General features: G+C 58.9%; 8 protein-coding genes and 1 pseudogene. 6 read left to right on the top strand and 3 right to left on the bottom strand.

The genetic code is table 11. The annotated features are described in order from the left end of the window. Positions 1-720: 720 nt before the first annotated feature. The 6 genes from RLEG4DRAFT_RS18035 to RLEG4DRAFT_RS18010 all read left to right on the top strand — a co-directional run bounded on the left by RLEG4DRAFT_RS18035 (position 721) and on the right by RLEG4DRAFT_RS18010 (position 9,372). Positions 721-1,494, top strand: a complete 774-nt coding sequence (locus RLEG4DRAFT_RS18035) for a competence/damage-inducible protein A (protein ID WP_003578779.1) — start codon at positions 721-723, stop codon at positions 1,492-1,494. A gap of 108 nt (positions 1,495-1,602) precedes the next feature. Then, the gene (locus RLEG4DRAFT_RS18030) at positions 1,603-2,445 is read left to right on the top strand and encodes a universal stress protein (protein ID WP_003578777.1); all 843 of its coding nucleotides are present in this window, start codon (positions 1,603-1,605) and stop codon (positions 2,443-2,445) included. A gap of 220 nt (positions 2,446-2,665) precedes the next feature. Then, positions 2,666-3,160: a xanthine phosphoribosyltransferase gene (gene gpt / locus RLEG4DRAFT_RS18025; RefSeq protein WP_003578775.1), complete on the top strand. Its 495-nt coding sequence runs from the start codon at positions 2,666-2,668 to the stop codon at positions 3,158-3,160. Between the two features lie 183 nt (positions 3,161-3,343). After that, a complete protein-coding gene (locus tag RLEG4DRAFT_RS18020) occupies positions 3,344-3,931 on the top strand; it encodes a hypothetical protein (protein WP_003578773.1) in 588 nt (195 codons plus the stop codon). A gap of 589 nt (positions 3,932-4,520) precedes the next feature. Then, a complete protein-coding gene (locus RLEG4DRAFT_RS18015) occupies positions 4,521-8,336 on the top strand; it encodes a vitamin B12-dependent ribonucleotide reductase (RefSeq protein WP_003578771.1) in 3,816 nt (1,271 codons plus the stop codon). A 646-nt stretch (positions 8,337-8,982) separates the two neighbouring features. Further along, positions 8,983-9,372, top strand: a complete 390-nt coding sequence (locus tag RLEG4DRAFT_RS18010) for a hypothetical protein (RefSeq protein WP_003578768.1) — start codon at positions 8,983-8,985, stop codon at positions 9,370-9,372. A 230-nt stretch (positions 9,373-9,602) separates the two neighbouring features. Here RLEG4DRAFT_RS18010 and RLEG4DRAFT_RS18005 read toward each other — a convergent pair whose 3' ends face one another. The 3 genes and pseudogenes from RLEG4DRAFT_RS18005 to RLEG4DRAFT_RS17995 form a co-directional block, all read right to left on the bottom strand. Next, positions 9,603-10,136: a YegJ family protein gene (locus tag RLEG4DRAFT_RS18005; RefSeq protein ID WP_003578767.1), complete on the bottom strand. Its 534-nt coding sequence runs from the start codon at positions 10,134-10,136 to the stop codon at positions 9,603-9,605. A gap of 156 nt (positions 10,137-10,292) precedes the next feature. Next, entirely contained in the window at positions 10,293-11,561 is a 1,269-nt protein-coding gene (locus RLEG4DRAFT_RS18000) for a patatin-like phospholipase family protein (protein ID WP_003578766.1), read from the bottom strand. Positions 11,562-11,644: 83 nt separating this feature from the next. Next, positions 11,645-12,961, bottom strand: a pseudogene (locus tag RLEG4DRAFT_RS17995) (hypothetical protein). Between the last annotated feature and the right edge of the window lie 5 nt (positions 12,962-12,966).

Raw genomic sequence — 12,966 nt, 5'->3', positions numbered from 1 at the left:
CTGATGCGCAGTTGCTTGCCGAAGTTTTGATCGACACACCGGATCGTCGCTTACTCCCGACTTCAGCTGGATGTTCGAGGCGACCAGGTGATGGAGGGCTTTCAGACTTTGAAACGGAATTGCACCTGACCACTGAATATCGGTTGAGAATGCCGCCTCTCTTTGTTAGCAGGGAGAACCACGCGGACGTGGTGGAATCGGTAGACACAAGGGACTTAAAGCAAATTTGAGTGCACCGGCGGAAACGCCGGATGTAGAACTGCTCAAAGTCGGGGAAACCTGTCAGATGGCAATCCCGAGCCAAGCCCTGCAAGGGGAAGGTGTAGAGACTAGACGGGCAGCACCTAAGGCAGACGCTAAGGTGAAGGTATAGTCCAGACCACAAACGCCGGAAGGCGGCGGCGAAAGCCGTAGCGGTAAGAAAATCCCTCGGCCTAGGCTATGCGGGTTCGACCCCCGCCGTCCGCACCAGCCTACGCTCTATGAGCTTCGGCTCGGCGAGCCGAAGAGAGCAGCCAAGCGAAGGCTGTCGCGCCGTAGTTCCGTCGGGAACGAAGGCGGACGGGTTTGAATAAATATCGCAGCTATTGCATCGGCCCGTTCACACAGAGCCTGATATCGTCCGATAACCGCTTTCACTTTTCAGCCATCATGCTCAGCTGTTTGCAAAGCGGCCGAAGGGCGCTACCTATTTACCAGCCTCACTTTACGGAACATCCCATGAGCCATGCCATCGTCACCGCCGCCATGCTCGCCATTGGCGACGAACTTCTTTCCGGCCGCACCAAGGATAGGAATATCGGCCACCTCGCCGATCTGCTCACCCTTTCCGGCATCGACCTCAAGGAGGTGCGTATTGTTGCCGACGACGAGGAGGCGATCGTCGAGGCGCTGAATGCGCTTCGCGGCAAATATGATTATGTCTTCACATCAGGCGGCATCGGGCCGACGCATGACGATATTACCGCCGATGCCATCGCCAAGGCATTCGGCGTGCCCTGCGAATATGACGAAACGGCGATGACGCTGCTTGCCGAGATGTATCGCCGCCGCGAGATGGAATTCACCGAGGCGCGCCAGCGCATGGCGCGCATGCCGCGCGGTTCTGCCCATATTGCCAATCCGGTCTCGACCGCGCCGGGTTTCATCATCGGCAACGTCTATGTCATGGCCGGCGTGCCGCAGGTTTTCCAGGCGATGGTCGACAATGTCTTGCCGACGCTTCGAACCGGCACGCCGGTGCTTTCGCTGGCGATCGCCTGCCCTTACGGCGAAGGCGAGATCGGCACGCCGCTGACCGCGATCCAAAAAGCCCATCCCGACACCAGCATCGGTTCCTACCCCCGCTACATCGGCGAGAAATTCTCGACCGAGATCGTTGTTCGCGGCCGCTCGCAGGCGGCCATCGATGCGGCCGGCGCCGAGGTGCACGCAATGATCGACGCCATCCGCCAGAGGAAGGACATTGCCGAAAACCATTCCGCCGAGGCTTGAGGACAATGCCGGAACCGGGGACCAGGTTTGATTCCCGTCAGGACCGGAGGAGCGGTCCGGTGGCATTCCTTCCCTCGCGCAGGCCATTTCAGCGCAAGGAGAATTGATATGTCTTACAAAACCATTCTCGCCATTCTCGATACAGCAGACAATAGCGCCGCCGTTGCCGATTTCGCCTTTGCCATTGCCGCCGAAAGCGGCGCCCATGTGATCGGCCTGCATGCCGAAACCATCTCCGCCGTGCCGCTGGTGGCGCCGATGGAAATCCCCGATCCCGTCGCCGTGCAGGCGCTGCAGGATATGGCGCATAGCGAAACGGTCGCGGTGGAACGGATCTTTCGCGCCAGGGCGGATGCATCAGGCCGCTCCTCCGAATGGCGCAGCTTTACCACCTCAACCGGCTACGGCTCCGCGCCGCTGATCGAAAGCGCCCGCAGCGCCGATCTGCTGATCGCCTCGCAGGCCGACCCGGCTAAAGCCTCCGACAGCCATGTCGACGTCGACAACTTCCTTTTCGAAACCGGCCGGCCGGTGCTGATCATCCCCTATATCATCCGCCAGCCGAAGCCGATCAAGCGGGTGCTGATCGCCTGGAACGGCTCGAAGGAGGCGGCGCGCGCCACCTTCGACGCGCTGCCGATCCTGAAGGCGGCCGACGAGGTCGAGATCTTTTCGGTCGACCCGGCCGAGACGGCGCCGCAGTCGCCGCTGACGGCAGGCGCCGAGATCGCTGCCACACTGGCTCGCCATGGCGTGAAGACGACGCTTGCGACGGCCAGAAGCGTCGATAAGAACACATCGCACGTCATCGCGAACCGGCTTTCCGACGACAGCATCGATCTTCTCGTCATGGGCGCCTATACGCATTCCTGGCTCTGGCAGATGATTTTCGGCGGTACGACCAAGACCTTGCTGCAATCGATGACGGCGCTGACGCTGCTGTCGCGCTGACTCTTTTGCCGCGATCATCGGCGCTCTTGCCTTTTGCCGGCAAATTCCGTTAATTGCGGCGACCGATGACGGCTTCGAGCCTCGGCCGCATCTCGCGCAGTGCAGCTCGCGATCTCTCGCGCAGTGCAGCTCGCGCGATTTGCGTTTTGCCGATCGCCGCCTCAAGCTCGTCCGGTCGCCGGCAAACGGCGTGTTGTTTTCATGCCGCGGAGCAGCCCCGATGTCCCTTCCCGATAAAGCCTTTCCCGTTTCCTGGGATCAGTTCCACCGCGATGCGCGCGCCCTTGCCTGGCGGCTTGCCGGCCTTGACCAGACGTTCAAGGCGATCGTCTGCATTACCCGCGGCGGCCTGGTCCCGGCCGCGATCATCTCGCGCGAGTTGAACATCCGGCTGATCGAAACCGTCTGCGTCGCCTCCTATCATGACTACGTGAACCAGGGCGACATGTTGCTGCTCAAGGGAATAGCGCCCGAACTTCAGGAAAATGGCGGTGAAGGCGTGCTGGTCGTCGACGACCTGACGGATACCGGCAAGACCGCCGTCCAGGTACGCGCCATGTTGCCGAGGGCGCATTTCGCCTGCGTCTATGCCAAGCCGAAGGGTGTGCCCACGATCGACACCTTCATCACCGAGGTGAGCCAGGATACCTGGATCTACTTCCCTTGGGACATGGGCTTCACCTACCAGGAGCCGATCGCCAAGGGCCCACGCTGATCGCCGCTCAGGCGTGCGACTTTCATATTTACGACCTGAAATTGTTCCAGATTTCGTCGGCCGGGACTCCCGAATCCGCTATCAGGGTTTGGGGATCTTTTAGCGCCATGGACCCGGCAGCATGAGAATCGTGTCAGGTTGCGCCTAGAACGTGCAACGAACGATGCAGTGCAAGGAAGCAAGATGGGGCGGTGGGGGCATATTGAGGTTGTGACCGTCGGGCTGGCGGCATGTGTGCTTCCGCTGATCCCTGCCCGCGCCGAGCCTGCCTATATTCCCCTGGTGCGCGACTATGTCGAGACGCGGATCCGGCCAATGGTGGAAACGCCGCTGGTGCTAAAAGCCATCGCCGAACAGAATATCGAATTCGGCAATGTCAGCGAGATGGATATGCGGGTGCTCGATGACACATACCGCTCAGAAGTCGATCAGCACCACCTGCATATGGTCACGCTGCTGCTCGACAAATCCGTGTCGCATTATCTGAAAACCAGACAGGACGCCTCACAGGGCGCGATCGTCGAATTTTTCGTGACCGACAGTCATGGGCTGAATGTCGGGCAAAGCACCATCACCGCCGATTATTGGCAGGGCGACGAGGAAAAATATCTCAGGACCTTCGCCAGCGGCTCGGCAGACATCTTCATCGACCGGGCGGAACGCAACGAATCCACCCAGACGCTGGAGACACAGGCGAGCTTCGTCGTCATGGACGAAGAGGACAGACCGATCGGCGTCGCCACCGTTACCATCGCCATCGATGCGCTCTAAATAGCGCCAGTTGTGGCAGCGAATCGGCATGCGCATTTGCGGCGGAAATGCCATCACAAGATTTGCCGCAGGACGCTTTTTTGCAATTCCAGCATTTTCCTTAGCCGGAAGCGCCCGCAAGCCATTGTAATTTCAGGGCTCCCCGGCTTTCCCCAATCTTCACAGGCGCATCCACAAGATGTTGTGGTTAGCAATCAATTAAGATCCAGCCCTTGACGGAATCACCCGATTCAAACTTACTGTCCCTGATGTTGCGGCGGCGACAGGACCGGAGGTAACGAGCCCGGTTTCCTTTTGAAAAATTGGACGCGGAATCAGGGTGATATGCCGGAACGGCATCAGGCCTGAGGGGATTTCTGCGCGATTTTCAGCCTCCAAAAAAAGTGGCATCGGGACTGGCGATAATAAGCTGTTAATACTATATTTAGTGTTTGCAGCCACCATCACCACAAGATACAGGAAGGACATCTCCGGATGACACCCCTGTGACAATACGGAAACGAGACTGGCTGCACGACGACAAAGTGCCGCCGGATAGGAATTTTGCGCCGAGGTCGTGGGGACCCGGTGCCAACACGAGGTCAAGACCATGCGCATCGAACGTCGTTTCACGAAGGCCGGCCAAGGCGCCTATGCGGATATCGAATTCCGCAAGGCGACGAGCGAGATCAAGAACCCCGACGGTTCGATCGTCTTCCGCCTCGAGAATATCGATGTTCCCGCCCAATTCTCCCAGGTCGCGACCGACGTTCTGGCGCAGAAGTATTTCCGCAAGGCCGGCGTCCCCACCCGGCTGAAGAAGGTCGAGGAAAACGACGTTCCTTCCTTCCTGTGGCGCTCCGTTCCCGACGATGCCGCGCTGAAGAGCCTGCCGAAGGATGAGCAGACCGGCTCCGAAATCGATGCGCGCCAGGTCTTCGATCGTCTTGCCGGCACCTGGACCTATTGGGGCTGGAAGGGCGGCTATTTCTCCTCCGAGGAAGATGCGGCCGCCTTCAAGGACGAGCTTGCCTATATGCTCGCTACCCAGCGCGTCGCGCCGAACTCGCCGCAGTGGTTCAACACCGGCCTGCACTGGGCCTATGGCATCGACGGCCCCGGCCAGGGGCACTTCTATGTCGACCCCTTCACCGGCAAGCTGACCAAGTCCAAGTCGGCCTACGAACACCCGCAGCCGCATGCCTGCTTCATCCAGTCGGTCGAGGACGATCTCGTCAACGAAGGCGGCATCATGGATCTCTGGGTGCGCGAGGCGCGCCTGTTCAAATACGGCTCCGGCACCGGTTCCAACTTCTCGATGCTGCGCGGCGAAGGCGAAAAGCTCTCCGGCGGCGGCCGCTCCTCCGGCCTGATGAGCTTCCTGAAGATCGGCGACCGCGCCGCCGGCGCCATCAAATCGGGCGGCACGACGCGCCGCGCCGCCAAGATGGTGGTCGTCGATATCGACCATCCCGATATCGAGGAATACATCAACTGGAAGGTCAAGGAAGAGCAGAAGGTCGCAGCCCTCGTCACCGGCTCGAAGATCGTCGCCCGGCACCTGAAGGCGATCATGAAGGCCTGCTTCAATTGCGAAGGCGGCGACAATGGCGATTGCTTCGACCCGACCAAGAACCCTGCCCTCAAGCGCGAAATCCGCGCCGCCAAGAAGGATCAGGTTCCGGAGAACTACGTCCAGCGCGTCATCCAGTTCGCCCGCCAGGGCTACAAGGATCTCGAATTCAAGACCTACGACACGGATTGGGATTCGGAGGCCTACCTCACGGTTTCAGGCCAGAACTCCAACAACTCCGTCTCGATCAAGGACGACTTCCTGCGCGCCGTCGAAAATGACGGCGAATGGAACCTGACCGCCCGCAAGGACGGCAGAGTGATGAAGACGCTGAAGGCGCGCGATCTCTGGGAAACGATTTCCTACGCCGCCTGGGCCTCTGCCGATCCGGGCATCCACTTCAACACGACGATGAACGACTGGCACACCTCGCCGGCCGGCGGCCCGATCCGCGGCTCGAACCCGTGCTCGGAATATATGTTCCTCGACGACACCGCCTGCAACCTTGCATCGCTGAACCTGCTGCAGTTCAAGGACAAGGCCACCAAGCGCATCAATATCGGCGACTATGAACACGCAGTCCGCCTGTGGACCGTCGTGCTCGAAGTCTCGGTCATGATGGCGCAGTTCCCGTCGAAGCGCATTGCCGAACTCTCCTACGAATACCGTACGCTCGGCCTCGGCTACGCCAATATCGGCGGCCTGCTGATGTCTTCGGGCATTCCCTATGACTCGACTGAGGCCCGGGCCATTGCTGGGTCGCTGACCGCGATCATGACCGGCATCTGCTATGCGACCTCGGCTGAAATGGCTGCCGAACTTGGGCCTTTCCCGAATTTCGCGCCGAACCGCGAGAGCATGCTCAAGGTCATTCGCAACCATCGCCGTGCGGCGCATGGCGAGAGCTCCGGCTATGAAGCGCTGTCGATCAACCCGGTCGCGCTGATCCATTCGGAAAACCCGGACCAGGATCTCGTCGCCCATGCCAAATCGGCCTGGGACAAGGCGCTCGAACTTGGCGAACAGCATGGCTACCGCAATGCGCAGGTCTCGGTCATTGCCCCGACCGGCACGATCGGCCTCGTCATGGATTGCGACACCACCGGCATCGAGCCCGACTTTGCCCTCGTCAAGTTCAAGAAGCTCGCCGGTGGCGGCTACTTCAAGATTATCAACCGCGCCGTACCCGACGCGTTGCGCACGCTCGGCTATTCGGAAAGCCAGATCGCCGAGATCGAGGCCTATGCCGTCGGCCACGGCAACCTGAACCAGGCGCCGGCGATCAACCCTTCGACGCTGAAGACCAAGGGCTTCACCGACGAGAAGGTGGGAGCCGTCAACGCCGCGCTGAAGAGCGCCTTCGACATCAAGTTCGTCTTCAACCAGTGGACGCTCGGCGCCGACTTCCTGAAGGAGACGCTGAAGGTTTCCGACGAACAGCTCGCCGACATGAGCTTCAGCCTGCTTGACCATATCGGCTTCTCCAAGAAGGATATCGAAGCTGCCAACATCCATGTCTGCGGTGCAATGACGCTGGAAGGCGCGCCCTTCCTCAAGACCGAGCATTTGCCGGTCTTCGATTGCGCCAATCCCTGCGGCAAGATCGGCAAGCGCTACCTCTCGGTGGAAAGCCACATCCGCATGATGGCGGCCGCCCAGCCCTTCATCTCGGGTGCGATTTCCAAGACGATCAACATGCCGAATGACGCGACCGTCGAGGATTGCAAGAACGCCTACCTGCTCTCCTGGAAGCTCGGCCTCAAGGCCAACGCGCTTTACCGCGACGGCTCGAAGCTGTCTCAGCCGCTCAATTCCTCGCTGATCGAAGATGAGGACGACGAGGAGGCGCTGGAAGAACTGCTGCAGGCGCCGGTCGCCGCCCAGGCCGTCACCATCACCGAGAAGATCATCGAGCGGGTGATCGAACGTGTTTCGCGCGAACGCGAGAAGCTGCCGAACCGCCGCCAGGGCTATACCCAGAAGGCCGCCGTCGGCGGACACAAGGTGTATCTGCGCACCGGCGAATTCGGCGACGGCCGCCTCGGCGAGATCTTCATCGACATGCACAAGGAGGGTGCTGCCTTCCGCGCGATGATGAACAATTTCGCCATCGCCATCTCGCTCGGCCTGCAATATGGCGTGCCGCTCGAGGAATATGTCGAGGCCTTCACCTTCACCAAGTTCGAGCCGGCCGGCATGGTCATCGGCAATGATGCGATCAAGAACGCCACCTCGATCCTCGACTATGTCTTCCGCGAGCTGGCCGTCTCCTATCTCGGCCGCCACGACCTCGCGCATGTCGACACGTCCGATTTCTCGAACACCGCGCTCGGCAAGGGCATCCAGGAAGGCAAGACCAACCTGCTCTCCACCGGTTGGACCCGCGGCTACAAGCCGACGCTGGTTTCAGGCACCGGCGGCGAACGCCAGGCAGGCGAGCCAAAGGGTGCGGCAACCGCTGCGCCTGCCCGCGCCGCTTCCACCGGCACCGTAACCGCCTTTGCAGGCGCCGCTGCCCGCAAGCTGGAGCCGACGGTTGCCATCGCCACCTCGGAAATCGTCGCCTTCAAGCGCGATTACGAGGAGCGCGCCAAGGAACTGGCCGAAGAGATCGCCGAAGAGGTGACCGAGGAAATCACCAGCGACGCCACCGCCCTCTTCTCCGACAAGGCGGCAGCGGACGCGGCAACGGCGAAATCCGAAGCGAAGAAACTCGAAGCCGAACGCCGCCAGCGCTCGATCATGCAGGGCTATACCGGCAACATGTGCTCGGAGTGCCAGAACTTCACGATGGTGCGCAATGGCACCTGCGAGAAGTGCGACACTTGTGGCGCGACGAGCGGGTGCTCATAAGTAGGAGCACCGAATGCGCCGGTCTGTGGAAAACCATAACTTTTTTGTGATCGACGGTGGAGGGCACAAGCCCTCCGCATGGATCGAAGTTCCTCAGACAGTTATCTGCCCATCGCCAGCAAACCGTTCGGATGCAACAACTTTTCGAATTGCAAGTTCGAGCGCCCGAAAGGCGCTCGAACTTGGTCATAGGCAACCACTCTTAGACCTTTGGAGTCTTGTTATTGGGCAAATACCACCTGTTTATAATGCGTTGATCAAATGGGGATCTGGAGAGGTAAGAAACGCTCTCCGGTCTATGAGTAGCGCTCATGCATGCTTTCGTGGTATCAAGAGACCTGTCGGTGACGATGATCAGGGATATGACGTCTACGCCTACGTCACAAAACCTAGCGTGCTATTTAAATACGCACCGTCAATGGGATGTGTGATTGAACTTGCTAAAATACCGCCAGACCTGGTCTGCGTTATATATGTAAGGATGGATTATCCGTATGGACGCCACACGCCGCGAAACAAAGGCGCACCCATTAGCCGTGGCGTGGTTACACACTGGGAACTTGTTGAAGCCGATGAAAGTGGCCTGCTACCAGTCGATCATCAACACCGTTATCGCCGCCAAATGTGGTAGAGAAACGAGAATACAATGAAACTAGACTTGGTAGCTTCTAAGGATTATCAGCCTACAGCTATCTATTACGAGGATTCGGATAGCCTAGAATATTTGCGCGTCTCTTCTCCGGCAATTTATAGGAGAATTGATACTATATTGACACTGATACTTTCAATGGAAGATCGTTCCCTGGTGGGATTTAAGCTAAAAGGCTTTAAAAATTTCTACATAAGAAATCTAAAAAATCGTTTCGGATCAAACTGCCCCGACTTTATTGAACTTGTTGATGTTCTTCAGGAAGTTACTCGAACGTTAGGCGAGCAGGTATTCGAAGAGAAGCAAAAAAACGCCTATCATTCGGCATTGGAAATGGCCGCAAAAGACAGGGTGCACGTCCGAGATTTTCCGAAGATAGCGAGCTGAATGCGAGTTTCGGCTGGTTCTTCGGTATACTTATCGCTGAGTTAACCGAGACCGCTATCGCCACGTAGCCCCCTGCCTCCCCGAAGGCCTCGGCTGCCCCGCAAAGACATGACTGTGGACATCCTCACGCTCAGATCCTCAAGCGAAAAGCCTAACTAAACTATCTATCGTTGAGACCCGTCAACATCATCGAGATCATGTCGATGGCGCGCGTACGAGTTACCTTGCGATCAGTCGCAGACAATGCCGTAGATTTCGCGATATTGGTCCAACTGCTCTTTCGGAGCGGCCAAGAGCAGCGGGCAAGCGGTATAGTTTCCCTTCACTTTCCCATTCTCGATATACATCCAGTCGAAAATATCCGACCGTTCGAACTCGACGCGATCATCGGGCTTGATGTTGTGGATGTATTCCGGCGTATCGCCAAGCAGAGCGGTGAAATGGTCGCCTGATGTCTTGATCTGATAGACCCACATGAATTCCACATTCGGCGCCATCTGATCGGTGGTCAGTGCCACGCCCTTGGCCTTGTCGGTGAAGCCCAGTTTGATGCTGTAATTTTCGGTTCCCGCCGGTGGATTGCGCAGCTTCTCGAGGAACCCGTCCAACTCGCTTTTAGACTTCTCATGGGCTTTGGCCATGGCCGGATCGCCGGGCGCGATCATTTGAACGTTTGGATTGTCGGTGGCCAGAGCGAGTTCGGTGGGAATGACAAGAATGGATAGTGCGAGCATCGAGAAGACTGATATGCTGGTGCGCAACATTCGATAAGGTCCGTAACTGTTGTTGCTATACCGAGGCAATATAGCTACCTTGGTCAACATTTGACCTAGAACTGGATGAGTGCTCTGACCGCTCCAGCACGTTGCATTTCCTGAGGAAAAGGTTTCGCTTTTGCCACCGGAACCTCCTTGCTTTCGTCAAAACGGCAGAAAGTCTGACACGCGCTTGCTCAGCCTCGCCGCCAAAGACGGTTGCACCGTCCCGGCCGCCAACGGCGGGCCCAGCGATGGCGCCAACGGCGATTGATAAAACCGGTTGAGCATTGCGTCGCAGACGTAGTGCCCCCAATTCGTCAGATGCTCGGTTTCCTCAGCGCCGAGGAAATGAAGGTAGGTGCCGACCTCCGCGCGAACGACCGATGACGGCGGCAGCGTGTAAGACGCATAGGGCTTGAGTTCCATGTCCTTGCTGTCGATCGACCAGTAGACGCCACGCGTTCGTGCACGCAGCACCGATTTCGCGAGATCGTCGAGGCCAAGCATATCGGCCCGTTCTGCAGCCTTGAAGCCGGAGATCAGGTCTCGGCGCCGCAACGACCGCACCTGATTGTCGGTGGTATCGAGAACGCGCTTGAGCTGGGAGAGATAGTTCCAATATCCGCGGGTCGAGGAGCGCCAGGGCGCGCCGGCATCGCTGACAAGCAGGCAGTCGCAGCGTTTCAGCGCCGGCTCGATGCCGTGATTGTCATAGACGCCGCCGTCGCTCAATATTGCCCTGCCCGGAGCAACGGGGTCACCAACGGTGTCGTCGAGTTTCTCCCTTTTCCAGGAAAACTGCGACAGATCCAATCGCAACGGTGACAGCACGGGCGGGAATGCCGCCGAAGCGGCGACCGCGGTCGCGAGCGAAAGCGTCGGGTGGAACGACAGGCCGATCCGGTAGTCGGCGATATAGCGGTTCGACATCCGGAAGAGTGAACCGGTGCTGAGATTGCTGGCGCAGAAAACGAACCAGGGCGCGTTCGGAAGATCTCTGAGGCTTGGCGATTTTCCGTCGAACAGATGCCGCTCATAGAGTTTCGCGGCCTCCGCCGCCGCGCTCGAAAAGGGATTGAACACGCCTTTCAGGAAGCTCGGCCCATCCGCAAACACCTGGCTGAAGGCCAGGATGCGATCCAGGTACTCGGCTTTGAAATTGACGGCGACCCCGTTCTGAAAGACAAGCCGCGGCCACGCATAGGCCAGAAGGCCGGAGGCAATCGATCCGCCCGATACCGAAGAGATCATATCGAGCTTCGCCAGAAGGCCGGCCTCGTTCAGCCTTGTAAGCGACCCCGCATGGAAAAGCATGGCCCGATAGCCGCCACCCGAAAGGCAAAGCCCGAGTTGGTAGCGCTCGGCCGGCTTGTCGGATTCGTCAGAACCCGGCAGGACGGTGTTCGATCGGGAATGTTCGTTTTCCGACATGCTCGGCCTCACTCAGGAATCTGAGTTTCCCAACATTTCTTCCCCCGGGCAAACCAACGGTCGCTCGTCTTGGGCCCTGCGCGCTACTTACTCGTATACCGGCGGGAGTTGGCATCGCATTTGTGCCACTCCCAGTTTATTTCGGCTTTGTCCCTATCGCCATAGCACCAATCGGCGCGATTGAGCAGCGGACCGAGTTCGTCGCGCCGTTTGCATGCCCGTAGCATATCGGCCCCCGCGGGATCGACACTCGTGCGGCAGGTGTCGTCCAGTCCTGTCCACTGATGGATCAACCGATCCGGCGCCTTGGCTTCCTTGTCCGTGGCGAGCACCTTTCCGGTCTCGGACTCGATCTGCAGAGAGGCCGTGTTCCAGACGTAAGAGAATTCCGCCATCCCGGCGGACGTCTTACCCGTGTCCTTGTTTCGGGCAAACCACTCGACAATTCCCGACATTTTGCATTTCCCGGCACAGCTCGCAGGGTTTGACGCTGTAGATGCGCTCCGGCCAACGTTCCGCGAAGGCTGCCTGTTCCTTCAGGACAGCGTCTTTGTCGACCGAATTTCCGAAGAAGGAGACCTCGTCGGCATAGACGCCCTTCATGAAGGCCAATGCCGAGGCACTGTCTTTCGACCATTCGTCATTGTATCGGTTGACGAAATCAACCGCCTCCGTGGTCAGGTCGCCGGGTTCGGGGGCAACCTCCTCCTCGGAATCGCTCGGGTCTGACGGCATGTCGGCGGGTGTTGCGTTCTCCGGCGGCGCGGCGCCTGGCGGGGGCGGCGCGCTTTCCTGTGCCGAGGGCATGTCCTCGGGCGTGTTGATGTTCCAGTCCCGCATTTCCGCAGCGGTGAGATACCGTATATCGGTGCTGTCGATCGACAGGCTGAGCTGCAGCAGATTGGGGCTTACCCCCATATCGGTGAGATAGCCGATGATTTCGCCGGTCAGCAATTGAACGGTCGAGACTGCCAATTTGTTGTCCATGGGGAAATCGAGGGAAACCCGATGCACGCCGATGGAGCCCGGCTCGGCGAACCTTTCGACGCCACCGACGAAGCGAAGGCGCAAGCCGATGCACATTCCATGGCTCTGATCTGGAGCGTTTTTGCATTGAGTGCGCGGATGGCGCGGCCGAAGCTGATCGCGGTGACTACGTTTCCGCCGGGCGAGTCAAAGCTGATGTAGTCCGCTTGGGACTGCCTGTATTCGTCGACAAGCTGCGTCGGATCGTCGGAGAATTCAAACACGCCCCTTATCACCAGGCCACGCTCTCCCGGGGCGCCGTCCAGACGTTGGTAGGAAATTGCTGCATGCCCCTCTCCGGCCATGGCGACGAACGCCAGCAGCATCGATATCAACGAGACGGATTTCAGCATTCTTCTCCAGCCCTTGAGCACGTGTA

The sequence above is a fragment of the Rhizobium leguminosarum bv. trifolii WSM2297 genome, from assembly GCF_000271845.1.
This window is presented reverse-complemented; position numbering and strand designations above follow the sequence as displayed.